This window comes from Lysinibacillus sp. KU-BSD001 (assembly GCF_042920265.1).
Taxonomy (GTDB): Bacteria; Bacillota; Bacilli; order Bacillales_A; family Planococcaceae; genus Lysinibacillus_B.
Genome location: NZ_JBDQZI010000015.1, coordinates 1 through 25,246, shown reverse-complemented (window position 1 = coordinate 25,246; position 25,246 = coordinate 1). Strand labels below are relative to the sequence as shown.

27 protein-coding genes are annotated in these 25,246 nt (G+C 37.1%); 22 read left to right on the top strand and 5 right to left on the bottom strand.

Translation table 11 applies throughout. The features are described 5' to 3' along the window. Positions 1 to 70 precede the first annotated feature (70 nt). From AAGS61_RS17570 to AAGS61_RS17560, 3 genes are all read right to left on the bottom strand, one after another. The gene (locus AAGS61_RS17570) at positions 71 to 1,039 is read right to left on the bottom strand and encodes a threonine ammonia-lyase (RefSeq protein WP_391374896.1); all 969 of its coding nucleotides are present in this window, start codon (positions 1,037 to 1,039) and stop codon (positions 71 to 73) included. After that, positions 1,036 to 1,503, bottom strand: coding sequence for a RidA family protein (locus tag AAGS61_RS17565; protein WP_391374893.1), 468 nt, complete (start codon positions 1,501 to 1,503; stop codon positions 1,036 to 1,038). The genes AAGS61_RS17570 and AAGS61_RS17565 overlap by 4 nt, the downstream gene beginning before the upstream one ends. A 199-nt stretch (positions 1,504 to 1,702) precedes the next feature. Then, complete coding sequence (locus AAGS61_RS17560; RefSeq protein ID WP_391374890.1) at positions 1,703 to 1,945, bottom strand: hypothetical protein; 243 nt, start codon at positions 1,943 to 1,945, stop codon at positions 1,703 to 1,705. Between the two features lie 33 nt (positions 1,946 to 1,978). Between AAGS61_RS17560 and AAGS61_RS17555 the strand changes: the two genes are divergently transcribed. From AAGS61_RS17555 to AAGS61_RS17535, 5 genes are all read left to right on the top strand, one after another. After that, positions 1,979 to 2,911 carry a DUF6744 family protein gene (locus AAGS61_RS17555; protein WP_391374887.1) on the top strand — a complete coding sequence of 311 codons (933 nt, stop codon included), beginning with the start codon at positions 1,979 to 1,981 and terminating at the stop codon, positions 2,909 to 2,911. A gap of 105 nt (positions 2,912 to 3,016) precedes the next feature. Further along, on the top strand, positions 3,017 to 4,129 hold the full coding sequence (locus AAGS61_RS17550) for an AAA family ATPase (RefSeq protein WP_391374884.1): 1,113 nt from the start codon (positions 3,017 to 3,019) through the stop codon (positions 4,127 to 4,129). Between the two features lie 84 nt (positions 4,130 to 4,213). Beyond that, the gene (locus AAGS61_RS17545) at positions 4,214 to 5,713 is read left to right on the top strand and encodes a VWA domain-containing protein (RefSeq protein WP_391374881.1); all 1,500 of its coding nucleotides are present in this window, start codon (positions 4,214 to 4,216) and stop codon (positions 5,711 to 5,713) included. Between the two features lie 410 nt (positions 5,714 to 6,123). After that, the gene (locus AAGS61_RS17540; protein ID WP_391374879.1) at positions 6,124 to 6,369 is read left to right on the top strand and encodes a helix-turn-helix domain-containing protein; all 246 of its coding nucleotides are present in this window, start codon (positions 6,124 to 6,126) and stop codon (positions 6,367 to 6,369) included. Positions 6,370 to 6,627: 258 nt separating this feature from the next. Continuing rightward, entirely contained in the window at positions 6,628 to 7,041 is a 414-nt protein-coding gene (locus AAGS61_RS17535; RefSeq protein ID WP_391374876.1) for a hypothetical protein, read from the top strand. 180 nt (positions 7,042 to 7,221) lie between these two features. Here the strand turns inward: AAGS61_RS17535 and AAGS61_RS17530 are convergent, their stop codons facing one another. After that, positions 7,222 to 8,106, bottom strand: a complete 885-nt coding sequence (locus AAGS61_RS17530) for a cation diffusion facilitator family transporter (RefSeq protein ID WP_391374873.1) — start codon at positions 8,104 to 8,106, stop codon at positions 7,222 to 7,224. Between the two features lie 785 nt (positions 8,107 to 8,891). Between AAGS61_RS17530 and AAGS61_RS17525 the strand changes: the two genes are divergently transcribed. The 16 genes from AAGS61_RS17525 to AAGS61_RS17450 all read left to right on the top strand — a co-directional run bounded on the left by AAGS61_RS17525 (position 8,892) and on the right by AAGS61_RS17450 (position 23,765). Then, positions 8,892 to 9,182 carry a hypothetical protein gene (locus AAGS61_RS17525; RefSeq protein WP_391374871.1) on the top strand — a complete coding sequence of 97 codons (291 nt, stop codon included), beginning with the start codon at positions 8,892 to 8,894 and terminating at the stop codon, positions 9,180 to 9,182. Between the two features lie 15 nt (positions 9,183 to 9,197). Then, on the top strand, positions 9,198 to 10,250 hold the full coding sequence (locus AAGS61_RS17520; protein WP_391374868.1) for a hypothetical protein: 1,053 nt from the start codon (positions 9,198 to 9,200) through the stop codon (positions 10,248 to 10,250). Between the two features lie 11 nt (positions 10,251 to 10,261). Then, positions 10,262 to 10,756, top strand: a complete 495-nt coding sequence (locus AAGS61_RS17515) for a hypothetical protein (protein WP_391374866.1) — start codon at positions 10,262 to 10,264, stop codon at positions 10,754 to 10,756. Positions 10,757 to 10,761: 5 nt separating this feature from the next. Continuing rightward, positions 10,762 to 11,367 carry a thermonuclease family protein gene (locus AAGS61_RS17510; protein ID WP_391374863.1) on the top strand — a complete coding sequence of 202 codons (606 nt, stop codon included), beginning with the start codon at positions 10,762 to 10,764 and terminating at the stop codon, positions 11,365 to 11,367. A 46-nt stretch (positions 11,368 to 11,413) separates the two neighbouring features. Further along, positions 11,414 to 11,635 carry a hypothetical protein gene (locus tag AAGS61_RS17505; protein ID WP_391374860.1) on the top strand — a complete coding sequence of 74 codons (222 nt, stop codon included), beginning with the start codon at positions 11,414 to 11,416 and terminating at the stop codon, positions 11,633 to 11,635. 16 nt (positions 11,636 to 11,651) lie between these two features. Further along, positions 11,652 to 12,770, top strand: a complete 1,119-nt coding sequence (locus AAGS61_RS17500; RefSeq protein ID WP_391374857.1) for a conjugal transfer protein — start codon at positions 11,652 to 11,654, stop codon at positions 12,768 to 12,770. Between the two features lie 24 nt (positions 12,771 to 12,794). Beyond that, positions 12,795 to 13,016 (top strand): hypothetical protein, encoded by a 222-nt coding sequence (locus AAGS61_RS17495; RefSeq protein WP_391374854.1) that lies wholly within the window; start codon positions 12,795 to 12,797, stop codon positions 13,014 to 13,016. Between the two features lie 15 nt (positions 13,017 to 13,031). Further along, positions 13,032 to 13,544, top strand: a complete 513-nt coding sequence (locus AAGS61_RS17490; RefSeq protein ID WP_391374852.1) for a TcpE family conjugal transfer membrane protein — start codon at positions 13,032 to 13,034, stop codon at positions 13,542 to 13,544. 107 nt (positions 13,545 to 13,651) lie between these two features. Then, on the top strand, positions 13,652 to 16,279 hold the full coding sequence (locus AAGS61_RS17485; protein ID WP_391374849.1) for an ATP-binding protein: 2,628 nt from the start codon (positions 13,652 to 13,654) through the stop codon (positions 16,277 to 16,279). Positions 16,280 to 16,291: 12 nt separating this feature from the next. Then, positions 16,292 to 16,978 carry a hypothetical protein gene (locus AAGS61_RS17480; RefSeq protein WP_391374846.1) on the top strand — a complete coding sequence of 229 codons (687 nt, stop codon included), beginning with the start codon at positions 16,292 to 16,294 and terminating at the stop codon, positions 16,976 to 16,978. Then, positions 16,959 to 19,385 carry a CD3337/EF1877 family mobilome membrane protein gene (locus tag AAGS61_RS17475; RefSeq protein WP_391374844.1) on the top strand — a complete coding sequence of 809 codons (2,427 nt, stop codon included), beginning with the start codon at positions 16,959 to 16,961 and terminating at the stop codon, positions 19,383 to 19,385. The genes AAGS61_RS17480 and AAGS61_RS17475 overlap by 20 nt, the downstream gene beginning before the upstream one ends. Before the next feature lie 65 nt (positions 19,386 to 19,450). After that, the gene (locus AAGS61_RS17470) at positions 19,451 to 20,137 is read left to right on the top strand and encodes a hypothetical protein (RefSeq protein ID WP_391374841.1); all 687 of its coding nucleotides are present in this window, start codon (positions 19,451 to 19,453) and stop codon (positions 20,135 to 20,137) included. After that, positions 20,134 to 21,222 (top strand): peptidoglycan DD-metalloendopeptidase family protein, encoded by a 1,089-nt coding sequence (locus AAGS61_RS17465; protein WP_391374839.1) that lies wholly within the window; start codon positions 20,134 to 20,136, stop codon positions 21,220 to 21,222. Before AAGS61_RS17470 ends, AAGS61_RS17465 begins: the two co-directional genes overlap by 4 nt. A gap of 174 nt (positions 21,223 to 21,396) precedes the next feature. Continuing rightward, complete coding sequence (locus AAGS61_RS17460) at positions 21,397 to 21,951, top strand: hypothetical protein (RefSeq protein WP_391374836.1); 555 nt, start codon at positions 21,397 to 21,399, stop codon at positions 21,949 to 21,951. 211 nt (positions 21,952 to 22,162) lie between these two features. Next, a complete protein-coding gene (locus tag AAGS61_RS17455) occupies positions 22,163 to 23,272 on the top strand; it encodes a hypothetical protein (protein WP_391374833.1) in 1,110 nt (369 codons plus the stop codon). Further along, complete coding sequence (locus tag AAGS61_RS17450; protein ID WP_391374830.1) at positions 23,256 to 23,765, top strand: hypothetical protein; 510 nt, start codon at positions 23,256 to 23,258, stop codon at positions 23,763 to 23,765. The genes AAGS61_RS17455 and AAGS61_RS17450 overlap by 17 nt, the downstream gene beginning before the upstream one ends. 228 nt (positions 23,766 to 23,993) lie before the next feature. Here AAGS61_RS17450 and AAGS61_RS17445 read toward each other — a convergent pair whose 3' ends face one another. Then, complete coding sequence (locus AAGS61_RS17445; protein ID WP_391374827.1) at positions 23,994 to 24,116, bottom strand: hypothetical protein; 123 nt, start codon at positions 24,114 to 24,116, stop codon at positions 23,994 to 23,996. A gap of 154 nt (positions 24,117 to 24,270) precedes the next feature. On the opposite strand from AAGS61_RS17445, the gene AAGS61_RS17440 reads away from it, so the two are divergent. After that, positions 24,271 to 24,882 carry a hypothetical protein gene (locus AAGS61_RS17440; RefSeq protein ID WP_391374825.1) on the top strand — a complete coding sequence of 204 codons (612 nt, stop codon included), beginning with the start codon at positions 24,271 to 24,273 and terminating at the stop codon, positions 24,880 to 24,882. Positions 24,883 to 25,246 lie beyond the last annotated feature (364 nt).

The following is a 25,246-nucleotide window of genomic DNA, read 5'->3' as shown; positions in this document are numbered from 1 at the left end:
CCACCAAATATTTGGCGGGCATATTTTTATCAGTATATTTTTAAGGGTATAAAGGCGGTTCTAACAGATACTATTTTGGAAAGTGAGCTGTATCCACAACAAATTCTTCTATTTGGTCGATATCCACATTACCACCTGAAATAACCGAGACGATCTTTTTCCCACGCAAGCCTAGCTTATCAAAGAGCACCGCTGCTACAGTTGTCGCACTAGATGGCTCGATTATCTGCTTCGTGCGCTCCAATACAAAGCTAAACGCATAGCGAATTTCGTCCTCGCTTACAAGCACTAGGTCATCTAAATAGTTTAGTAGTACTGGGAAGGTAAGGTCACCTGGCTGATTCGTACGCAGGCCGTCTGCAATTGTGTTCGTTGCAGGAATAGTGGTAATTTTTTTGTTTTGCAGTGATAAATATGTATCATTCGCGATAGCTGGTTCTACGCCGATGACTTGAATGCTTGGCTTAGTTTCTTTAATCGCAGTAAGGATGCCGGAGATGAGTCCGCCACCACCAATTGGTACAAGCACTACGTCAATGTCGTCCAACTGCTGTAGGATTTCAAGCCCAATGGTTCCTTGACCAGCCATAATAAACGGATCGTCATAGGGTGGGATGTAAATGCCGCTTTTTACCTCAGCAATAACCTTAGCGCGTGGCAGTCGCTCATTTGATGTTGTCCCGCATTTCTCTACGTTGCCGTTATAGCCTTTGATCGCGTTAATTTTGCAGAGACTCGCGTTTTCTGGAACGACAATTGTTGCAGAGATGCTATAGTGATTTGCGACGTATGCTACAGCCTGTCCATGATTGCCAGAGGATGCGGCTGTTACATATTTTGCACCTTGCTCTACTGCGTGAATCACTTTATTCGCTGCGCCGCGAATTTTAAAGGAGCCGGTTTTTTGCAGGTGCTCCCCCTTTAAAAATAATGAATTGCCACAAATGGCGGATAGCTGCTCTGAATGAAGGGTCGGTGTTTCATGGATAATCGGTTGAATGCGCGCTTTCGCATCTTTAACATCCTGTAAAGTAATCATTTAGCACGCTCCTTTATGGCAATGATGAAATCAATTTCAACAGGTGTGTTGCTTGGAAGTACAGCCACACCAATAACGGTACGTGTATGTCTTCCTTTTTCGCCGAAGATTTTTTCTAGCAGACGGGATGCACCATCTACAACGCTAGACGGCTCATAAAAATCGTCGGCAGCCTGTACATAGCCGGTTACCTTTAATACTTTTTCTACATTATTAAGCGAGCCAATTTCTGCTTGCAGGCAGCTAAGTGCCTTTAGTACACAGTATTCAGCAAGCTCCTGTGCCTGCTCTACAGTTACCTCTTGTCCTACCTTGCCAGGGTAAGGAATTTTCCCGTTAATGCGTGGCACTTGTCCACTAATATATGCAACACCTGCGTGAGTCGTCACGGGCACATACTCATAAAGTGGTGATGTTACCTCAGGTAATACAATGTCGAGCTCCTTTAAACGTTGTTCAATCATTTTGCTAATCTCCTCTCAGATTGTTATATAGTTATTCCGTTTTTACATAACAATATTATTTACTCTTCATTCTTAGTTGTAAAGTTATTCAGAATTATCTTTCTAATATTCTGATTGGTTTTCTGTCCCACTTGTAAATTAAACGAAATTTCGTTAAGATAAAATGGTATTTAACTTTCCTCAATGCCCATAGCCTACGCTATACCTTTGCATTGGCAATTCTAATTGAACGTTCAATTATTAAAAGTGATTGCATAAAACCGTTGTTTCCTGCATTTAAAAGCTCTTTTGGAGTATTGCAGCTGTGAATGAATTTCACAAAAATCTTATGTTTATTTAGCATGCCTATTTTTAAAAAATCCATATGGATATATTCACGTTTTAGCGTGTCATATATACAAGAAGTCAATTTGGCGTAGTAGCTGGATTGGCTTTTTTGCATTTTCAAAACCCATTTATAAAGGAGAGAGATTTCGTGAAATTACGTAATCAATTACAAACAGGACAAGTCGTTGCCAAGACAGAGGGGCAGGGGAGTATTGGTCATTTATTTTGGTACAGCATTCAACATGTAAAAATTTCTCGTGAGGAATTAGAGCAAAAGATGCAAACTTTCCAGATCGATACGAAATATCTTCCCAATCCAATTCGACCAGCCGATGCATTTCGTCGAGCCACACAGGAGCTGAAGCGTACAAAAGTACCGACAATGCAGCGTGATGTGTATCTCAATTATTTAACGCGAGAGGTGATGACAGATACGCAATTTACACAGCGTAACGTTGTTGTAGAGAGTGTAGACCGAGCCGGTAAGAAGCTAGCTTACGAAACCGAGGCGGTCAAATTAGTTTTAAGAAAGTCAGATAATACGGTATCAGTAGATGCGACGACAACTGATCGTATTGCCATTCAGTTAGCAGAGGAAGCGAAGGAACGTTATGAGCAGTATAAATCCTTATACGATTCTCAAAACATTCGCCAATTTGTCGGTCGTATTTTGGAGCACATGGCAACCACAAGTGTCCGTCCTTCGGGTGGTATTTACTTTGTGCCGTACACGTATGATCAGCAGCTTCTGGCTCTTTCGGAGTTAATTAACGACTTATCAGAAAGTACTGCTACATGTATTCCGTTATTCGATATTAAATCTTCACATGAGCTCGTGAATCGTCAGATAACTGAGGATATTAAGAAAGCACTTTTAAGCTGTGAAAGCATTGTTCATAAGCCAGGGGTTACAAAGTCAGCTTTGAAAGAGGCGATGACCAATGCGAAAAAAGTCGCTCAAACCTATAACGAATATAAAGCTATTTTGGAATTACAGACAGATGTACTGGATAGCAAAGTAGATGACCTTCGTTTGCAAGTAATGGGTGTACTCAATAAATTAGCAGATTTAGAAAAGTAGAGAAGTCTATTTATATTAAAAAAAGATAAATAGAAAAAGAGAAAAAACTAAAAATCTAAAATAAGAAAGCCTGTCACATTCGTTGATAGATAGAGGGATTACAGCATGAATACACAATTAAAGCAAATTCAAGATGGTTTAAACGCAACATTTTTTGATCGAGAGGCTGAAATAGAAGCACTTTTAACAGGTGTTTTAGCTCGCCAGCATGTTTTGTTTATTGGGCCTGCAGGAACGGGAAAATCAGCTCTTTCATCCATGCTAGGGAAAATCGTATCTGGCTCAAGCTACTTCCAACAGCTATTAACGCCTTACTCAACACCGGAGGAAGTATTCGGTGTCCTTTCATTAAAGGATTTAGAGCAAGGTCGCTATGTGCGTAATATTGATGGAATGCTACCAATGAGCCACTTTGGTTTTATTGATGAAATCTTTAAAGCCAATTCAGCGATTTTAAATAGCTTACTGACACTGATTAATGAGCGTTTATATTATAACAATGGCGTACCGGTTGCCTCACCGTTAATGACGATTATTGGTTCATCTAACGAATATATCGAAGAAGGAGAGGGTCTTGAAGCATTATTTGACCGATTCCTTTTACGTTATGAGGTGCAGTACATCAAGGAAAGCCAGAACTTCATTGCGATGATGAAATCAAAACAGCAGCCATTTATTCCAACAATGACTTTAGAGGAACTACTGATTCATCAGCAGTCCGTTGACCAAGTACAAATTGGAGATGTCATTTATGATGCCTTAGCTCAAATTCGACAGGAATTAATAGATGAAGGGATTCGTCCAAGTGACCGTCGCTTCAAGCAGTCCCTTTCGTTATTACAGGCTTCAGCTTATTTAAAGGGGCGTAATGAGGTATCGGTTGGCGACCTTCGTATTTTGGCACACTCGCTATGGGAAAATGCAGACCAACAAGGGATGACGAAAGACATTGTGAAAAAGCATTCACAGGATGTAGTACAATCGTTTATTGATCGAGTGAATGATGAATTCAATGAAATTTTACAATTAGCTGTATCAGCAATGAATCGTGAGCGTTCTCAGGACCAAATTAGCGAATTGTTGCTAAAAGGGAAGGCTCTTTCTAGCGAAGTGCAACAATTCCAGGAGAAGCATCCGAACCGTTCAGAGCTTGTACAATTAAAAGCCCGTATGCAGGAAGAACTTTTAAAATTAACATCGGCTGTGATTGGATTTTAATTACGGTATTCAAAATCAATATATACATGAGGAAGTCAAAGGTGAGTAATCACTTTTGGCTTTTTCTATTAAGGAGAGAATTTGATGGAACTGATAAGAAAAGATTTAGTTTATAAGCAAGAAGATGCAGTGGTGAATGCGGATAAATATGATGTACGTCGTTTCAACGAACTTTATAAGATGGCAGGGAATCTTCGTAATCTGTGTGAAGCCAATCAACAGGTGCCACAGTTCACGAATTTAGTTGGAGATGTATGGGCGAGCTTTTATAAGTCAGCCCCTTCCTTACAAGATGTGAAGCCTGAGTTGGAGCTAAATAGAGGTTTAATCGAAAAGCTATTAATCAATCCTGATTATCAGAGTCAGCATGAGCATACGAAGCTAGATGATTTATTATCTACAGTGACGTCAATTCATATGTCAAAAGAGCTTTTAAATTGGATTCAGCAGCAACCGGAAGCAAAAGAGTACCATAAGCAATTAAAGAAAATTCAAGAGCGTGAAGATAAGGCACAGCAGGATATTCAACAAGCGACAAATCAATTAGCCAATCTTTCATCACTTGCTATTCAAAAGGAGATGGAAAGCTTATTAAAACGGGCTGAAAAGCGATTAAGTCGTGCACAGGAAGCCAAGCATCAATTACAGCAGGATTTTTCGAATGTAACAGATAATCTTTCAAAAGAACAGCTAGGACAAATGCTTTCACAAGCAGCTGAGCGTTCAAATGAAACGACACAGCAAATGAATCAATTAATGGGAGAGGGTACTGGTTCAGGAAAAGGTGATTATAGTCAGTTACCGATTCGAGATCAGTTTCTACTTGCACAGGTTTGTGAAGCCAATCCGAAGATGAAGGAAATTGCTTTATTAGCAGGGCGATTTAAACAAATTGCGAAGGATAAGCAAAAGTCTTTTCATAAGGAAGCGATTGCCCGTAAAGGTGTAACAGTTGGGAATGAGCTTGAACGGCTGTTACCTAGTGAATACATGCAATATCTTTTACCACAAGCGAATGTAGATTTTATGAAGCGTTTTAGTGAGGCGCAAACTCTTATTTATGATAAAAAGGGGAAATCGAAGCTAGGTAAAGGACCTATTATTTGCTGTATTGATGAAAGTGGATCGATGCGTAAACTTGATACACAAAGTAAAGCTTTTTTAATCGCTTTAATGAGTATTGCTCGAAAGCAACATCGAGATTTTGCAGTTATACCATTTTCCAGTACGGTTGGTCAGATTGAAATACTTCCGAAAGGTAAGTGTTCAGTTACACAATTAAAGGACTTATGTAGTCGTTTCATGGGGGGAGGCACCGTTTTTGAGGAGCCATTACAAGCAGCCCTTCAATTAATTGAGAAGGCTCGTTTTAAGCAAGCAGATATGATCTTTGTAACAGATGGAGAAAGCAATATATCAGAGGGGTTGTTGCAGGCATTTAGAACAGTAAAGAAAAAGAAAGGTTTCGATTGCACAGCTGTTGTTATCGGTAATTCGGCAAACGTGAATATCGTTAAGCAATTTGCTGATAAGGTTGTGCAAGTAAATGATTTGTTTTCAGCGACAGATGTATTTTTATTTTAAAAGGAATTTTATTTGAGCCTACTTCCTTTGGAGTAGGTTTTTTGTGTTTTTAGCTATTTTCTTAAGAAAATGATTCAAAAGACCTTGTTTGTAATGTTTGTAATCAATTGTAACAGTTAGGAAAAGAATAATTATATTTGATGTATTATTTGTAGAAAATTAATGTGATTAAGAGAAAATTATTAATTTATATCTTGATTTTGAGAGGAATAATAGTAGGGTTTTATATGTTTTATAGGTCTTATTACGCTAAAGGTAGAAAAAGTAAGTATATTATTCTTGAATAATGTTGTTTTAGTTTGGTAGAACAATGTAAAATGCCAACAGGTAAATTATCACGATACTAGCTAAAATTTATTGCTTCGTTAAAGTAACGGAGATGGTTATAGGGCATTTTGAAAAGGTAGGGGATGAAATTGGTTAGTACCGTCACTCACCCTGAAAAGCTTGGGGATTTTCTAAAAAGTATTCGCCTTGAGCAAGGGTTGACGATTGAGGAAGTATGCAAGGAAATACCAGTAGATGTAGATACATATCGCGATATAGAGGAAAATAAATTATTCAATCCGACTTTTGAAAATGTGTATTATATTTTTCGACAACTAGGTGTTGAACTGGATATGTTTAATTGGAAAAAGTATTTTCAATATGTATAGAAAAATATATTTGTCTAAAAAGGGATTTATAGAAAAATAAATGAATTGAAACTAGTACCTTGTGTGGCTGGTTTCTTTTTTTTGGGGGCAATTTAAGTAGATATTCGAAATAAATGATGCAATACTTTATTTCATTGTTATTAATTAATACATACTCGAAATGCTTAGTAAATTAATGCCTAGTATGCATATTGGTTCATACATAAAAATGCTATTCCATGCTAACAATTAATTAAAAGGCAAAAAGGAATGAATGTCATGAAGAAAATATTCACCATCTCGTTATTAATGTGCCTCTTGGTATCAAATTCAGCTTTCGCTAAATCGAATACTCAATATTTCCCTCAAGATCAACCACCTAGTATATTAGAATTAGCGTTTCTGCGTGACTTGGGGCTACCTATACTGGATGCAATGTCCGCACATGGAAATAGACAATTGTTCACCTTTGAACGAATCGAAAAAATTAAACGTAATATCGATGAGGATACCTACGATGTTACATTAAGAGTTGTCGGTTACGAAGGTGCAATGAATCCACCATATAAACTAATCCGTATTACTTTCCGTATACCTGATCATTATTCTGACAAGCGAATGAAAGTGATTTCCTATAAAGCAAAAGATATTACTCCAGAAGAAGTAGATGAACTATCCAAAAATACAAGGTAGTTCACTTTTTTTACTAAGCAATTTGTTTCTGATACGCAAAAAGAAACCGCACCAGAATTGTAGTAAACGAATTGCTATGACAAAAAAGCCTTTCGTAAATAGTAAGGACGAAGTCCAGCACTAACCCAAAGATTAGTTCCGCTCCGTCCTGCCTCTTATAGTATAACGAATTTTAGTGAATTAACACTTTTTTTCATCATTTGGTTCTACATGAACGTGAACTTCGTATACACCCTGTTCGTTAATCATCATATCTTCAATATTAGTAGCTACATTGTGCGCTTCCGTTATACTTAAATTCGCATTAACCAGGATTACTATGTCTATAACCTCGTTATTACCGTAATTTCTTCCTCTAATTTCTTTTATCCCTTTCACTCCCTCCAGTTTTAGAATAATATCTTTGTAATTTTGAAGTATTTTTTCATCAAAACCATCAGAAAGTTCATGTGAACATTCTTTAAAAATATCCCAAGCTGTCTTACAAATTAAGAATCCTACAACAATAGCTGTAACTGTATCCAACCAAGCCATATGTAGTTGTGACCCTAATATTCCAATGGCTGTTCCTATACTAACCCAAGCATCTGACAAATTATCTTTAGCAGCAGCCATTACTGCTTTACTATTAATCTTTTCAGCTAATTTTTTATTATAACGATACACAAAATACATAACCAATGCTGATCCTAGACCTACATACGCTGCCAAAATATCTGGAGATTCTTTTCCGCCTTGAAAAATTGAGATAAAAGCATCTATTAATACCTGAATACCAACTGCCATCATGATAAATGAGGCCACCATGGACGCTATTGTTTCACTTTTCCAATGTCCGTATTTATGATCATGATCTGCCGGTTTTTGAGAGAGTTTAAGCCCAATAAGTACTGCAATAGAAGCAATAATATCAGTAGTATTATTTAAACCATCAGCCTTTAAAGCTTCAGAATCACTCATGTAACCAATTGCTAATTTTAAAATGGACAAAACTATATAAGCACTAATGCTAATAATTGCTCCTCGTTCACCTAATTTAAGATTATTAAATTTTTCTGATTCCAAATTTCTTACCTCCTACTTAGTACTTTTTTATAATAACAACCCAACTACGAGTGGGTCTATAGCAACCTTTTTGCCTAAACTTACATAAGTAGAGAAGGTACAAAAGAGTTGTTCATAGGAAAATTTCATCATAAAAAAAGAAGCAGTCTTTCGACTACTTCATCATTTGTTCTAAAATACTAATTTGAAATTTGAAATTTGAAATTTGAAATTAGTCGAACCTACCTCTGCTTCTTTAATGGTATTAGATGTCAAAGGGCTAAAGGTATTTGAAGCATACACAATTACCCATTAACTTTGCAGGTATCTTCACTATTTCTCCATGTTGTTCAAATCTTCCCAAATAACATGGGTATTTTTGTTTTGATTTATTTCACAGTAAGCGTCCATATGCATTTAATACTTACTTCACATTTTTGAAACAACAGTTTAGTAAAATATAATTTCAATCTACTACTTATTACGAGTAGCCATTGAAACCTTACTTATTACATTAATAATTTTAACGAAATACCGTTGACTTATAATCAAATATCGACTATTCTTTTCACAGAGCAAATGTTTACGACTGTTTACACGCTCTGTGATTTTATGCAGCAGGTGTTGCTGTGCCAGTCAATTGGACTTGGCTAAAATTTTTTAGTTTAAATTAACGAAATATCGTTAAAATGTGAGGTTAAAATTTTAAAAGCTCTTTTGAAATTTTTTTAATCTAATATAACGAAATATCGTTAAAAATATTTTATACATAGTGATGATAAAAACAAATCTGAGAGGTAACAAACATGGAAATGAATGAACAACAACTTTACGCACTACGAATGCACTTATATTACGAGGATCTAGCTCGTGATATGGAAGCAAAGATTAAGGTCTTAAACGAGTTGAAGGAGATTGATGGTGTGACAATTTCAGAACTTCAATTACTAATGCGTTTGCTGCATGAAAGTGAATTACCTTCTGAAACACCGGTTCCTTTCGCTCAATTGTTACATGCTGAGGAACAGCAATACGAGGGTTTAGTAAAGCAGATGAAATTTAACCTAGAGAGAGAAGGCATTGTACTGCCGGAATGATTGGAGATTTAATCAATGGAATATGTGTCAGTGGATATTGGATATGGGTTCGTAAAAGCAATTAGTTCAAATGGAAAGCGGGTTATTTTCCCGGCAGTTGTTGGCTCTGGCCGTGAAGGGATGAATTTTGCGTTAGGTAATGACCGTCAAATAGATGAACAAAAGCTAGATGAACTGCATATTCAGGTGAATGGAAAACATTATTACGTCGGTGAGATGGCTCAACGAAACGCAACAGATTATTCTCGTGTATTCGAACGCGTTCGTTTTAATCATGAGTACACAATGATTTTATTGCAAACAGCGATTCATCTTGTTGCAAGTCCTGAAGAACGAGAATTTGTATTATTTACGGGCTTGCCACTTGATTACTACAAATCACAGGTAAAGGACTTTGAGGCGAAATTAAAAGAGCCTCTCCCTGCATTTAAATGGATCAGTGGTGGCTCAAATGAAAGCTCAAATAAGGTGATGAAAGCCGTTAAAGTGTTCCCTCAAGCGTTATCAGCTATTTGGGCGACTTTGATTAATGCAGAAGGACGAGTGGTTCACCCTGAGCTAATGCAAGAAGGGAATCAAATTGCAGTCATTGATATAGGCTTCCGTACAACAGATGTATGTGTAGTTGAAATGAAGCAAGGTGGTGGCTTCCGTCCGTTATTAGCTTTATGTGACACGATTGATATTGGTGTAGTCAATCTACAAGACATGATTAAAACGGCTTACAAGGATAAAACAGGCGGGTCTAATTTAAGTGAAGGTAAGATTGAGCGTATCCTTTCAACGAAGCAGATGAAGTACAAAGGTAAAGTTGTTGATTTCACTGCAGAAGTAGAAAAGGCTCACCAATCCGTAGTGAATGCCATTGAGGACCGTATTTCAACACTTTGGAAGGAAGAAGCAGATACATTTGATGCTACGTTCTTACTTGGTGGTGGCGGTAGCACATTCCACTCATATTTCACGAATGAATACGACACGATTTTAGATGGGCAGTTCGCCAATACCATTGGTTATTACCGATTAGGCAAAATGCTTTTAGGTGAGCGACTTGGACAAGAGAACTAGAGGTGTGAGCGATGACAGTTAAAGAAGTCTATGCGATTCGATTAAATCGAAAAGATGAAAGCTTGCGCCACTATTTAGACAAATTCGATTTGAAAAGGCAAGGTACAGAAATGAAGAAACTCCTATATTTAGGGGTTTCTACTGTACAAGCTCAGGGCAATCAAGGTGATTTTCGATATGTCGTCTCATTTACGAAGCAAGATCAGGAAATCCTAAATTATTTAAACCAATTTGATGCAGCATCACAGGAAGCACATTTAAAACGTCTTTTAAAAATCGGCTACATGATTGAGCAGGCTCAAACTGGCTTTGCTCAAATGCAACAAACACAGGAATCGAAGATAGATGAAATGATGCAGCTATTAAAGCAGCTAGTTTCAAAAGATGAAATGCCTAATTTAGTGCCTACACAGTCATCAACTTCAACTGATAGTATTTTCGATCAAGATGTGTTCACCGCTAGCCTCAAAGAAGGACTATCGCTATTTGAAAGTGATGATTGGTGAAGCTCATGCAGTTCACTATTGATTTAGAAAAAGTAGTTGGCAAACTTCGATACATTTTGCTCGGCATTTTAGTATTACTTACGTTTTTCTTTCGTGATACGGCGCCAAATGAAACATCTGAGGAAAAGGCAGCTATACCAGAACAAATGGAGGAAGTACCTTCTGAAAAGAATATGCTTACCACTGACGAACCAGCCCCTTCAAACCTAGTGCTTGAAGAAGAAGATTTAAAAAAAGCGGTTGTTCGCCAAATTATTAATGGTAATACCGTTGAATTACAGTTTGCCGAGAAGCGAATTGAAACGGTGAAACTACTGCTTATCCGTGCACCGATTGGGTCAGAGCCTTATTCAGAGCAAGCTATACAGCGATTACGAGAGCTAATTATTAAGGATTCTGTTGTGGAGGTTGAGGAAGGTGAAATGGCTCGTGATAAACAAGGAAATCTACTCGTTTATATCTGGAAGGATAGTCAAAATGTCAACTTACAGCTTGTACAGGAAGGTTTTGCTCGAATTTCAAATGTAGAGCATCCCAATACAAAGTATGTTGAAGCCTTTTACGAAGGACAGGCTTTAGCCCAAAGCCAGAAGCTAAATATATGGCAGTAAGGATTGCTGCCTAATTAACATGAGATACAGATAAGGATGTGGATATATGTTTAAGAATTTATTAGTAGTTGTAGCAATGATTTTAGTAATTACGGTGGTGGGAAGTACATTAATTGACCAATTCCCAACACTAGCTCCAATTTGGGAGGAATTTAAAACAGTTGTAGGCGATTTCTATGAATCAAGCAAAGTAAAATACGGTGTTTTAACAACGGTCATTTTTATTGCTGGAATTGCAATTCTATTTGGTTCAAGCAGTATTCGATAAGTGAGGTAAATGGGCTGTGGCGAAAGAAAGAAAAACAAAAGCTCTTTTGAAGGGCTTTAAGCGATTGTCAGATGATGAGAAGCAAAAAGCAGAGCAACGAAAGCTTGAGCGTAAAGGGAAAAAGCTAAATAATTTTACGCCTAAAGGCTATCGTGCTCGCCGTGTCGGAGTATATACGTTTTGGACTTTATTTGTAGGCATGTTCTTATTTGTAGGGCTACTTGTTTTATCTAATGGATCAGATGATTCGGATGTAAAAGACGAGATTTTATACGACAAAGTAGCTTCACAAGAAGCCACCGTATTTGCTCAAAACTTTATCAAAGCATATTTTACATGGAAACGAACAGACGAAGGCATTGTAGCACGTCAGCAAGCCTTAGCACCATACCTAGCAAATGGCTTGGATGTGAATGCCGGGCTTGTTACAAAAAGTGTGAATTGGGATTCGACCTATTTATCATCACAAGTTCGTGATGTTGAAACTATTGAGGAAGGAATTGGTCAAATTACATTTCAGGTAAATAGTAAGCTCTCGAACGGAGAAGCAGAAAAAGTTGTTGAGCAGTTTATGATTGTGCCTATTGCCTTTGACGGTGAAACATTCGGTGTATATGGGCTACCGAAATTTACAGATATTACAGATTATACGACGGTAAAGATAGTTACAGATAAACGGCTAAAAACAGCTAGTACAGACGAATCGAACGAGATTAAAGCCTTTGTGGAAACGTTCTTTAAAACTTATGTAGAAGGCGAGTATGAACAACTACGTTATTTACTAGTGAAGGATAGCAAGATAACAGGCTTAAATTCGACCTATGTATTTAATGAAGTTGGCGAGGTAGAGGTCTTAAAAGATGAAGCAGAAACAGGCTTTATTGCTAATGTAGACGTGCTAGTTACGAATCCTGTAACGTCGATTCAAACTTTAATGAACTACCAGCTTTCGATTAAGAAAAGTGCAGATAAGTTTGTTGTGCAGGCAATGGACGATATGACAGGGAAAGAAATCAAATCAAAGTCAGCAAGTGATGTAGAGAAAGAGCTTTTAAGCTTACAACAACAAAAAGAAGCTTTAATGGCAAAGCAACAAGCTGAAGCATTGGCTCAACAAAAGACAGCAGCAGAATAAACAGATTTTAAAGGAGTTTTCATTGTGGATTTATCAGGGTTATTTGATTGGATCAAAGAGCAAGCGATGTACATTTTATTTATCGGGGTCATTATCGGAGCCCTTGTACTTGGCTTTAAGCGTGCTTGGATTCAGTTGGTCGGTTTAATTATCGGATTTGGTATTATCGCCATTTTTATTAGTAATCCAAACGTGATTACAGATATTGCCGATTGGTTAGGCGACAAGGTAAATATCGGTGGCTAATTAGGGAGGATACTGATGCAGGAGCATAAAACCAACCATACAGCCCTTCATGTATTAAATGATTATTTGAAGTTTGAAAAGAAGATTTATCAAGTATTTGGTGTACCACTTGGTCGCCCTATAGCTTTTAAAGCAGTGGGCTACTTTATTGTTATTTTCTTAATCGAAATGCTTATATATATTACCCCAGTAATCGGTAATGTACTAAAGCTATTTCCTTTCGTGATATTAATCGCTATTCCAATCGGGTTAGCTTACCTTTTAGCAGATGTGCAAACGGAGGGACGTTCTTCTGTAGCCTTTTTCCGTTCAGTCCTTTTGTATGTATGGAGAAAGCAACAAAAGGTGACGTACATACGAGACCGTCTTTTACCAAAGCCAAAAGTTCATCAAATAAAGGGGTATAGCATTGTTACGACCACACAATCTCAAGCAGAGAAGGGGCGTATACAAGAGCTTTATAGGCTAAAGAAACAGCAAGCTAAAAGAAATAAACGATTGAATAAGAAAAGAAAAAAGGATAAATAGATTTTTAGAAAAAAATATTTTTATTTTTGGGGAATATCGAGCAAAAACAAGGTATTCTCCTTTCTTTTAAAAATAGCGATTACGAATGACTAAAGGAGATGAGACATATGTCAGTGTTAACTTTTCCTGTCCGTCATGTAGACAAGAACTTAGTGTTTGCAATTGATGGCACAGTGACAGCGTATTTTAAAGTTGCAGGCTTTAATTACGACTTTTTATCTGAGGATGATAAGTATGGTCCCTTCAATGCACAGAGAGCCATGCTGTATAACAATAAATATGATTTGCACTATGTTTCAGAGCCTTTTCCAACAGATATTGAGCAAATTTTAGATGCCACAATGGAAGATATGAAGGCGAAGGACTATGAGCTAAAAGAATACGGCTTAATGTATATGGAAGTATTAAAGGAAGCTTTAGCTCAACAGCGTGCAAATACAGAGGCGAGTGATTATCACCAGTATTTCGGTATTCAATTGAATGCCGAAAAGAAGCGGTTTAAAGATACGAACGTAGGATTAAATACGATTCAGTCTATTCGTGAATTTATTAATGGTTTAACCCAACAAACGCATCGAGCAGTCGGCTTACATGCTACGGATGTATTGGCATCTGAAATTCAAATGTGGCAGGTACAAGCAGATACTTTACTCGAATCCCTTCGTACAGCTTTCCGTTGTCGTGTGGAGGCAGTTTCAACAGAAGAAACGATTTATCTGCTTGAAAAGGAGTTCTCGGTATTACCGAACAATGCAGACGTGAGCTTACGTGAGGATTTTTCTCCTGCAGAGCGTGTTGAATTTGTTGGAGATGACGGCGAAATCCAAGTTGGTTATCGCCCACATCGAAAAAGCTTTTTAGAGCTACGAGAAACGAATATTGAGGAATACGGTCCAACTACATTGAAATTTAGCCGTATGGTGAACGATCAGGAAAAGCATTTATTTGTTCGTTATTTAGTTGTTCATTCGATGGAATCCATTAATTACTTCCCAAACTTTGAATGGTTATATACATTACAAACGCGTCTTTCATTCCCGATTTCAACGAGTATTCGTGCGTATCATCAAGCGAATGAACGAATTGTAAAGCGCCTGTCAAATAAGCGTTTGGAATATCGAGATCAGAAGGAAGAAGCAATGAAAGCCGACTCTAGTACAGATTTAGCTTTAAATCAGTCGGAAGCCGGTACGATTCAAGCTGAAGCCTATTTCCAAAAGACGGGCCAACCTGCCTATGCAAGTTCGATTGTTTTTAAAATCACTGCAGAAACAACGAAGGATTTAGATATTCGTTCAAGTGAATTGAAACAGCTTTTAATGAACTATGGCATACAAGCTGTGGCTCCGTATGGCGAGCAACTTACATTAATGATGGAAAAAATCTTAGGCTCAAAGCAATTTACAAGTGATTATCAAATTGAAATGGACTCGGGTGTTTTAGCTGGCATGATGTTCGGTGCAAGCTCAAATATCGGTGACAATCGAGGGTTCTTTATCGGCTATACCCATAATTTAAACAAGCCTGTTTTCATTCAACCAGATCTTGCAGCAAAGGCTTATGAGGGCATCGGTAATTTGGAAGATTCGATTTCAGCCCTTGTTGCAGGTGCGACAGGTAAAGGGAAGTCCTTCTATATGAACTTGTATATGTATTTATCGGTTTTAACAGGTTCACGAGCTCTTTGTATTGATCCCAAAGGCGACCGTAAAGACTGGGATAGCCTACCGTTGATACCAGGAGAATTTATTTCAAAGTGGACGCTTGGTAGCGATGAAGATGATGCAGGAAGTCTTGACCCGTTCCGTACAAGCCCCAATTTAGATGAAGGTAAAACGATTGCTATCGACATTTTATCATTCCTATCAAATGTAGATATTGATGATTTTCGTTACGCGATTTTAAGTAGTGCCGTTGAGGAAGTAGGAAACGAAGAAGATCCATGTTTAGGAGCTGTTATTGAAAAAATTGAGCAGGAATACGTTTCGGCAAACATTCAGGATATGTCTGAGCAACGCTATAAAGCTTTAGAACAGCTACGTGAAGGCTTAAATTCTATGCAAAAGGTACATCTCGCTCGTTTATTGATTGGTCAGCGTAATCAGAAATATAAGGTGCTTGAAATCAATAAGCCGATTCAAATATTAATGGTAGAAAACCTTGAATTACCTGATTTAGAGCGTGAGGCGACAAAGAAGCTATTGCCACAGGAGAAAATTTCAGAAGCCATTTTAATTTCGATTACAGCATTTACAAAGCAATACATGTTCAAGCAGGATCGTGGTATTCATAAAATCGTGTTACAAGATGAAGCAAGCTCAATTGACCGTAATGCGACAGGTCGCAAGCTAATGGATTTTATCGTTCGTAAGGGTCGTTACTACAATACAACACTTTTAAAAGGTTCTCAGAATGCGACAGACCATAAAAATGATGTGGCAAATATGGGGATGAAGTTTTCATTCGGACTACGTACACGAGATGAAGCTTTGGAAATGCTAGAGTTTTTAAACCTTCCTGAGACAAAGGCGAATGTAGATAAAATTCGTGAATTGAGTAAAGGGAATTGTATCTTCCAAGATATTTATGGGCGTTCAGCAGTAATTAAAATCGACCCAATTTTCCCAGACCTTTATACAGCATTTGATAGCTCAACTTCGAGTGAAGCAGAGCGTGAACGTGAGCGTTTAAAACGATACGGCCAGAAGGAAACACCAACAGAGATTACATCATAGGAGGCGTGTCAATTGGGGGAATTATGGCTAGGGTTAGCTTTTGGAAGTGCTTTATTGTTGGGAGCTTGTGGTAATGAGGCTTTTCAAAATACGGAGGATTCAAAAGTAATTGAGGAGAATGTGAAGCAGGATGAATTTGCAGAAATTGATGCAAAAATGCATGAATATATGGTTACCTATGTGATTGGCAATAGAGAAGCATTAGAGGGGATGTTTTACGAGGGCGACTTAGAAAAATATAGCAAGGCTAAAAATTCTAGCGATTTCTTGCCAAGTGAATGGGATGATATTCGCTACTATTTCCAGTATCGAAATGTAGGGAATAATTATGAAGTTTGGCGTACTAACCTTTATGAAGAAGATGGTTTGCTGTTATATGTTTTACGTTACCATCACGAAAGAACAGATTCTATGAAAGCTGCACCATTTGTTGCTGAGAAAATAGATGATAAGTGGCAAATTCGTTATGGTGCAGCGTACAGTTATTCTTCACCAAAGCTAGAAATTCATTTTCCAAGAGGAAAGGTCAAAGGGCCGATAATTAAAGATTTAATTGAGTTGTATCCCGAGCAAGCCACTAAATTAGTTACATTTGAAGAAACTAAGGAATTTTATGATGGTATGACAGAGGAAAAGCGTATAGAATTACAGCCGTATTTTGATGCATGGGAGTCTTATAATGATTGGCTGGATAAATAAAATACTTATTTGTATGATGGTCCTTTTTTGCCTGCCAATGTATCAAGTAAGTGCAGAAGACGAGATGTTTGATGCAAATTATGGCGAGTTTAAAAATGAAGATATTTATTACGATTTAGATATTATTACTGAGAAAGAAGCAAATGATGATTCAGAAGGCTTTTTAACAACTGTAATCAATGCCTTTGATATTTCAAATATTAGTGAAGGGGTAATGGAAGCCATTTATTATGTGTTTTTCTTACTCCTTGAACTAGCTTTTTCATTTAATATGTTCATGACTAATTTGATGATTAGTATTCTTGATTTTGCTTATGACATCAATATAGTAAATGATTTGATTGATTCTATGTCAGGGACTGTAATAGGTATCTCTGGGTTAGGTGATGGTTCAATTACAGTTGGCGGCTTATTTGGCTCATTTGGTGGATTGATTGCTATAATAGTGGCGCTATATACATTGTATCAATTTGTAGTAAAACGTGCTTCAATTGGTGCGTTTAGTAGCTTGTTAAAATCGATTATTGTATTTACTTTGGCTTTAGCATTCTTTAGCAATTACACAACTTTTTTAAAGGGTGCACATACCATTTCAAATGAATTTTCAGCATTAATATTGTCGGGGACAACAGGTGATGCAGTTATAGATGAAACGACAGGTGTAGTGAAGTCCAATACAATTCAGACTCAAATGTACGACAACCTTTTTAATACGTTTGTTCATAAACCTTACCTATTACTACAGTATGGAAGAACAGATGTATCAAAAGAAAGAGCTTTAAGGCTTTTAACTCTAGACCCACAAACTAATGAGGAAGAACGAAAAAATGAAGTAATTAATGAAATCGATAACGAACAAAATAATACAATGCTCGTTTCATCAATTTGGAAACGATATAATTACACAGGCATTATGATAATCGGCAATGCTGTTGCATCAATTCCAGTCTACTTGTTATCTCTATCATTGCTATTGTTCCAAGTATGGTTTTTAATCATGGCGATGGTGGCTCCATTTGTATTTTTATGGGCTGCGTTGCCAGGACAATTTGGTGTATTAAAACGATATCTATTCGAGTTTTCGTTACCGTTAGTTTTAAAATCAGTTGTTAGCATTGGTGCCCTTTTAATCTTTGGTTTAACAGAAGTGATTTATAGCCTAAGCGCAATTGCAGGTGGTGGCTCTAAAGGGCTTGTATTAGCGATTGTATTACAAACCATTTTAATCATGGCGATGTTCCTATTAAGAAAGCGAATTGGTGGAATCTTCACGAAAGGTTCAGAACAGTTAGCCTTAATGAGAGAGCAAATGCACGCTTCATTAATTGATCCAGCTAAGCAAGGATTCCAAAATACAGCAACGGCAGCTATTGGTACGACCGTTGCGGTTGCAACAGGTGGTGCTGTGGCTCCAGCTATGTTAGCAGCTAATGCCACAAGAGAAGCGACAAAGGCTATGACAGGAGATGTTTCTATTGGTGACGCTACGAAAAGTATTGCGACATCAGCTCTTGGTTATAAGATGCTTTCAGATAAAATGGCTAAATCGAATCTTGATATCAATTCACTTAATCATCTACAGGAATTTAGTGACAATGAACAGCTTGACTCAATGCAAGTAGACGCATTGAAACATCAATTAAAAGACCACCGTTTATCAGATGTTTCCGTAGAAGAATTAAATGACGCGAAAACAGCATATTTAGAAGCCTATGAAAATGATAATACGCATGGTCAAAGCATGAGTGAATACATGGCACGTCATATTGTGAAAAAACGAAATGCTGAGGCAACAGATAATTTAGTTCATCATCAAGAGCAAACGAAAGTCCTTTCTAGTCTCGCAGGTAAAGTAGAGGATACACGTAAAAAACAAATTATCGTAGAAGAATTGGGCACAGTCGGTGCAAACCAGTTTTATGATACCCTTGGGGATTATTTTAACGACATTTCGTTAATTGATATGGAAACATATGTGCATGAACATAAATTGTATGCTGAACAACAGGTTCAAAACGGTTCATTACCGAAACCATTTACGGACTTTGTCATTGAAAAAGTCGAGTATAAGCAGCTGACAGAGTGTTTAGATACGAATCTTCATGCGAATGCAGAGAAGATGAAGCAAATGCACTTACAGGTAAGAACAATTGAAAAGATTAATCAAATTTCTCAACAATCTTCATCTATTAATGAAACTCGTGGTGTTGTAGAAGTAAAAGTAACTGAGGAACGAATTCAAGAGATTTATAAGCAATATAACAGCTATCTTGAACATTATCCTACTTCACGTACAGCTCGAAATAGCACAGAGCCATTATCTAGAGATGAATTTATGATACAAAAAATAAAAGAGATGGTCGCTGACCCAAATATCGAAGCAAAAGAGCTTTCTCCAAAAAATTAGAAGGCAGCAGTCTATTAGACAATGCCATATTTACGAGAATACCCATTTAGTGATAGGAGCATGAGATGAGTAAGCGGAAAATCGTAACAAATGGCATGGTAGCGTTGGCTATCATGCTTTTTGTTTTTATGTACATGACAGGTAAAAAAGTCGAAAAGGAAGAAAAGCAAGCAAATGAAGATGATGTTGTAACAGAGCAACATATCGAAATGGATTCAGTAAGCCCTTTAGAAGATGCAGATAAGCACGAGGAGGGTCATCCTAGCCACACCCATGATGTAATGTCAGAAAGTGAACTAGATCAAAATGTGCGTCCCTTAGAAGATGCACCAGAAGAAGAACGAACATATACCATTTCAGATTATTTTACTGAAGATGAAATTCAAGCAGCAAAAGATATTGCTACTCAATTTTCAACCTCTATTTATTCATTTAATGGTGATGAGATAAAGGCACATATTGAAGCTGTTCAATCCATCACAGCCCCTGAATTATATGAAACATTAATTGCTCAAACAGGTAGAGCCACGAATAGTGCGTATAAAGCTGAAATTACTAAATTTGAATTGCTCGAAACCTATGACCAAGTTAGTACACACATGGTATTTTCTGCATTTATTGATGGCAAGGTATTTGGCTCAGATGGTTCGTTATTTGAAGAGCAAAGCTACGTCTATTATGTGAAAGTGGAAAAGCTTGTATCAGAATTTAAAGTGTCAGATGTGCGCATTGTAAAGGTAAATAGTCGATGAAAAAGATGCTTGTTATTGGTTCGCTTTCAATCGGTTTAATACCTGTATTAATTGTATGCTGTGTTGTGTTTGTACTGTTGATGGTAGCAGTAATTGTCGGCGGAAATAATGAAAATGCCTTTCCTAGTGGCTCATTTTCAACCGATATGTCAGTAATCGCTGAGAATGAAATCCCTGCTGAATTTATTCCGTTTTATCAGGAAGCCGGAGAAAAGTATGGTATCCATTGGCTGTTACTAGCCTCGATTCATAGACAGGAAACGAATTTCTCGCAAAATAAGACTGTATCTTCAGCGGGTGCAATTGGAGCGATGCAGTTCATGGATTGTACATTTGTTGGATGGTCTTACCCAACTTGCAATGGTTTAGGGAATGGTGGTATTCCAAAAGATATTTTGATGTCGCCTGCTCAAATTAGTAAGTACGGGGGCTATGGTGTTGACGGTAACGGTGACGGTAAAGCAGATCCCTGGAATGAGGAAGATGCTATACATTCAGCTGCGAAATATTTATCGGCTAATATGAAGGGTTCAACGGAAATAGACAAAATACAAGCTGCTATTTTTGCCTATAATCATTCTTCGCAATATGTAAACGAAGTATATGATCGTTTTATTGGCTATACAGATGGTTGGGAAGAGTTTGACGGCTCTGTTGCGACAACGATAAGAAATGGGAAAGCATGGCCAGTACCTTATACAAAACAAATTACTTCTCATTTTGGTCCACGTTGGGGTCGAGAACATAAGGGGATAGATATTGCGGTAAATGGTGTTGAAGGACAACCGATTGTAGCCTTTACAGAAGGTGTTATAACTAGGTCAGAATATAATTTGATTTATAGTGACGGTAAAGAAGTTGGCTGGGGCTGGTATGTAAGGATTAATCATGGAGATGGACTTGAAACGCTATATGCTCATATGAATAAGCAAGGTGTTCCTGTCGGTAAAAAAGTCAAAACAGGTGAAGTGATAGGCTATGTAGGAAGTACAGGCGGTTCAACGGGACCTCACTTACATTTAGAGTTTTGGATTAATGGTGTTCAGAAAAATCCAATTCCATATGTACAAGATTTATTGAATTAATGTAAACACTTGATGTATCAACGTTTGCCGGGAATTTTCAGCCCTTTTTGTAAACATTTTTTCCATAAATGATTTTGTTTACGAAGAATGCTGTGGAAATCTTAGAAAAATAAATAAGAAAGCTGATATATCAAGTGTTTACGAATGTTTACAAAATATGAAGGGAAGATAGATGTGCAAGCATTACAATACATAAATTTTAAGGAAAATGAAATCAGGATTCCTTACTATTCCTTTAAATATATAGGCTTTAAAAATAGTGATTTGAAAATGCGAGCACAATCTACTCGTAATGATAGGCAGCGTATTGCAAAACTTGAAAAAAGCACGTTAAGAGAGTGGTTTTTTAATGAAACACATAAGCAATTGGATCGCACAGCTGATTATTTTAGGTTTTCAAAAGCAATTTGTATCATCATCCATCATTTCTCAACGAAAAGAGCGACTGATTTAGATAACTATGATTATAAATATGTCATTGATGCGGTGAAATCACTTCAAATTATTGAGGATGACAGCTTTCATTACCTAGATTTGTATACATCTGGTGTGCAAGGAGAAGTCGATATGTTGGAGTGTTATTTGATACCAAGCGGTTATTTATCTAAATTTGTTGATTCTAATGTAATACCGAAATTACAGCAGCAACCGGCTCAAATTATCCGTATGAATGAGGAAATTTTAAAGATAGCGCGTGCTCGATTGCTTGATGAAAGTAAATTTTTTTAGGTGCTTTCAGAGGGTCAAAATTGCTTTTTTCTTTCGATCTCAATTTTGACCTAGTTTTATGACAAAAATGGAAGCTCTAAAACAGTGATATATCAGGATTTTTCACCGATTACAACTTTAATTCGATTCTTGCAGTTTAGAACGAGGATAGGGATAGCCAGACAGAGCCGAGAGATAAACAAGCCCAGTATAAAGGAGCCACCCATAGAAAATGACACAAACGATTTATAAGCGATTATCCGAAAGAAAAATACAAATATTATTAGACCTCTGTAAATTTCGCGTGCTGACAACGGAACAACTAGGGGAGAGGAATGCTGATGTGACAACGATGTATTTAAATAAAGTGTTGTATCAGCTACGTAAAGCAGGATTGATTCGTTCTTCTACACAATCAGGCTCACGTGGTCAGAAGAAGGGTCATTCCTTTCATGCAATTTCAATGCGTGGTATAGGAGCACTACATTATAATCAGCACTTTGTTGATGAAAGCTTTGCAGATAATTATTTAACTGAGCAGCTTCGCTATTATGTCTTAACAGCAAATGATTTATTAGTAAGAGCAATGGAGAACTGGCAAGTCCATGATAGCAGAGCTACTAAAAAGCTATTTGGATTAGGTAGCCGTACACAAGTACAAGGTGCTCTAATTAGTAAGGATAATCAACAAAGCTATGCCATGTATGTAATGACGGAAGCGCCATTAACACAGACAATCGGTAAAATTCAGAGCGAAATCATGGAACGAGCTGGCTCTATTCGTCAGTATGTGGTTTTTGGAAAAGGAAAGAAGGGAATCGAGGACTTCATGCATATAGCCATGAGTAAAACGACAACAAAAGACTTTCTATATACGGGCTATTCCATAAAAGTAATCCCGTTCAAGCTAGGACAACAAATTCTAAAGACGTTTTCAAGCTTTGAAGATTGGGAGCAGCACAGTTTATATCACTTTGCTTCTGTATACGGTTTTAAAGTAATTTATAGTGAATTGGAAAAGGGTACAACTGCAGAGGATCTTTTAAATCAATCGACTGCCGAACATTCCGTTTTCAAAACGATTATAGAATACCAGGGCAAGCGGTATTTTTATGTGAATATAATGGATCTCGATATTAAGAAAATCCAAGCGATTCAAACATATAGTGAAGCGGATAGTAGAAGGCATGGGATGAATTTATTGGTTTGTACGTCTATGAAATTGCAGGAAGAGCTTGTTGCTGTGAAGCGGAACTTTATTGAACCGATTCGAGTAGCACCGAATGAAGTTTTAAAGGTCTTTCATTTAAAGGGGGAAGCATCAGATGCAGCCAATGACTAAAAATCAAATTATCCGAGCGTTACTTTACGACGTTTGCTTTGCCACGGGTTATGCCTTTTTAATTAGTAGTGTAATGGGGTGGTTTGTCCCACCAGCCTTTTTATCCTTTTTATTGATTCTCCTTTCAGCAAGTTTATTTGTGCTTCATACACGAGTAGATGAGCAGAATCAAAAAAAGGAAATGGCAATGCTGTTTGTGATAGGGGCACACGTGATTCTTCTATTTGCAGGGTTAATCAAAATTACATGGCAATCGGAGTCAATGCCTGTTCAAGACATGATTTTATTAATTGTCATATGTTTAGCGATGATTGTTTTTTACGGGATATTTGCTTATTTCAGAGCGAAATCAAATTATAAAAAGGTGCGAGGAAATCAGAAGCACAGTGCGAAGTGGCGTATTAGCCAACGTGAGCGTGAGCAGATGGAACTTGATGAGAAAAATGTATTCTTTTCTCTAGGTTTTGAGTATGAAAAAGAAGGAGAAATTTAGATAAATAGATTTTTAGAAAAAAATAATTTTCTTAAAGTGGAAATGAGTATAATTCTGAAGGAACCCCTAAATATATTATAATCATGGTGGCGTATATAAAAGGATTCGTGCATTTAATAGCATGAATCTTTTTTTGTTTAGAAGCTAGCCCAGCAAACACTATTTTATATGCTTATAGCAACGTTAGCAGATGACATTGTTGAGAGGAAATAAAAAAGATGAGCAGGCTTAATTTTTTGCCCGATCATCTTTTTTCGCTTTCTTTTTCTTTTTAGGAATAGTAGGGAAACCATATCGTTTTGATTGATTCCGTAAAGCTTCTACCAGCTCTAGTTTTCTCTTTTCATCCATTCAAGATCCCTCCTTTAACAAGTATTCTTGACACCTTTTTCCACTTATATACAAAGTGGAATAGATCCGCTACCCTACTCATAAGATGAGAGCAAACCCTGGGACTAAAAGATAGGGTGCTACCGAAAAACAATGGAAATGAGGGGTGTCGAGGGTGAATAGGGGAGCAACATTTAGAAGGAAAAACCGAAAACGGGATTTGAAGCCCTACATTTTAATAGAATTAAAGGATGCTATTTATAGATTGTCTTTTCTCACATATACGCCAGTCAAAGATATAGCAGAGCAATTAATACTCAATTCAATACAAAATAAAACGATTCTGGACAGTCTATCACGCCACTTCAAGCGTGAAATCTATTTGAACAACACTTGGTATAGCGGACATTTAATCGATGGTCCTATTGGTAAAAGGGCTGAAGGAGAATGTGAAAGAATTACAACGAGATTGAGAGAAGATGATTACGAAGATGTTCGTAAACTTGCTTATGCTTTGGATTGTAGTACTGCAAGAGCCGGTTCTTTATTAATAGAAGCGAGTATGAAAGATATGAATTTTATCAATAGCCTTATAAAACAATTTATGGCACAACAGCTAAGTGAGCGGGAAATGAGAGAATTAAGGGATTTAATGAAGTTTCTTAATAAACAGGACAGTGAGCATCACAGTTGGGCTGTGATATTATCTCAAATTGCAGATGAGGTGAGCGTTCCTCTATCAAGGCTTAGGGAAGCGGTCGCTGAATTTATTAAGAGGAAATCGTAAGCTGAAGTCGTGTATGTAAAGCACGACAAGCCAGTGAAATTGAAGCTCAATAAGAGGCAATATTTACAGATGGTAACTCCAAAATAATCATGGAGTTACTCTGTCTTATTTAAAAATCAACATTATTTTTTTACATAGGGTCTCGTATAGGTTTATAAAAAGATTGATTATTTAAAATAAAGATTGATTAAAGATCCTGTTGATATGCAGGTTCTTTTCTTATTCCACAATCGGGCCAGTTTATTGGTGCGACACGTTCCTAATTCAAATGAGATGTGGTTAACACAATCTCGGTAAAGGTTAGGCAATTTATGAATTAAATTGAAGGATATTATCAAGGAGTCGAATGATGAAGTAACGCTCT

What these genes read in the sequence shown, in the direction of transcription:
- AAGS61_RS17475 (WP_391374844.1), top strand. Translation starts at nt 16,959, where the DNA reads ATGATTGGCTGGATAAATAAAATACTTATTTGTATGATGGTCCTTTTT.
- AAGS61_RS17445 (WP_391374827.1), bottom strand. Translation starts at nt 24,116, where the DNA reads ATGGATGAAAAGAGAAAACTAGAGCTGGTAGAAGCTTTACGGAATCAA.
- AAGS61_RS17545 (WP_391374881.1), top strand. Translation starts at nt 4,214, where the DNA reads ATGGAACTGATAAGAAAAGATTTAGTTTATAAGCAAGAAGATGCAGTG.
- AAGS61_RS17570 (WP_391374896.1), bottom strand. Translation starts at nt 1,039, where the DNA reads ATGATTACTTTACAGGATGTTAAAGATGCGAAAGCGCGCATTCAACCG.
- AAGS61_RS17535 (WP_391374876.1), top strand. Translation starts at nt 6,628, where the DNA reads ATGAAGAAAATATTCACCATCTCGTTATTAATGTGCCTCTTGGTATCA.
- AAGS61_RS17465 (WP_391374839.1), top strand. Translation starts at nt 20,134, where the DNA reads ATGAAAAAGATGCTTGTTATTGGTTCGCTTTCAATCGGTTTAATACCT.
- AAGS61_RS17470 (WP_391374841.1), top strand. Translation starts at nt 19,451, where the DNA reads ATGAGTAAGCGGAAAATCGTAACAAATGGCATGGTAGCGTTGGCTATC.
- AAGS61_RS17450 (WP_391374830.1), top strand. Translation starts at nt 23,256, where the DNA reads ATGCAGCCAATGACTAAAAATCAAATTATCCGAGCGTTACTTTACGAC.
- AAGS61_RS17550 (WP_391374884.1), top strand. Translation starts at nt 3,017, where the DNA reads ATGAATACACAATTAAAGCAAATTCAAGATGGTTTAAACGCAACATTT.
- AAGS61_RS17515 (WP_391374866.1), top strand. Translation starts at nt 10,262, where the DNA reads ATGACAGTTAAAGAAGTCTATGCGATTCGATTAAATCGAAAAGATGAA.
- AAGS61_RS17510 (WP_391374863.1), top strand. Translation starts at nt 10,762, where the DNA reads ATGCAGTTCACTATTGATTTAGAAAAAGTAGTTGGCAAACTTCGATAC.
- AAGS61_RS17520 (WP_391374868.1), top strand. Translation starts at nt 9,198, where the DNA reads ATGGAATATGTGTCAGTGGATATTGGATATGGGTTCGTAAAAGCAATT.
- AAGS61_RS17560 (WP_391374890.1), bottom strand. Translation starts at nt 1,945, where the DNA reads ATGCAAAAAAGCCAATCCAGCTACTACGCCAAATTGACTTCTTGTATA.
- AAGS61_RS17485 (WP_391374849.1), top strand. Translation starts at nt 13,652, where the DNA reads ATGTCAGTGTTAACTTTTCCTGTCCGTCATGTAGACAAGAACTTAGTG.
- AAGS61_RS17565 (WP_391374893.1), bottom strand. Translation starts at nt 1,503, where the DNA reads ATGATTGAACAACGTTTAAAGGAGCTCGACATTGTATTACCTGAGGTA.
- AAGS61_RS17490 (WP_391374852.1), top strand. Translation starts at nt 13,032, where the DNA reads ATGCAGGAGCATAAAACCAACCATACAGCCCTTCATGTATTAAATGAT.
- AAGS61_RS17505 (WP_391374860.1), top strand. Translation starts at nt 11,414, where the DNA reads ATGTTTAAGAATTTATTAGTAGTTGTAGCAATGATTTTAGTAATTACG.
- AAGS61_RS17455 (WP_391374833.1), top strand. Translation starts at nt 22,163, where the DNA reads ATGACACAAACGATTTATAAGCGATTATCCGAAAGAAAAATACAAATA.
- AAGS61_RS17525 (WP_391374871.1), top strand. Translation starts at nt 8,892, where the DNA reads ATGGAAATGAATGAACAACAACTTTACGCACTACGAATGCACTTATAT.
- AAGS61_RS17540 (WP_391374879.1), top strand. Translation starts at nt 6,124, where the DNA reads ATGAAATTGGTTAGTACCGTCACTCACCCTGAAAAGCTTGGGGATTTT.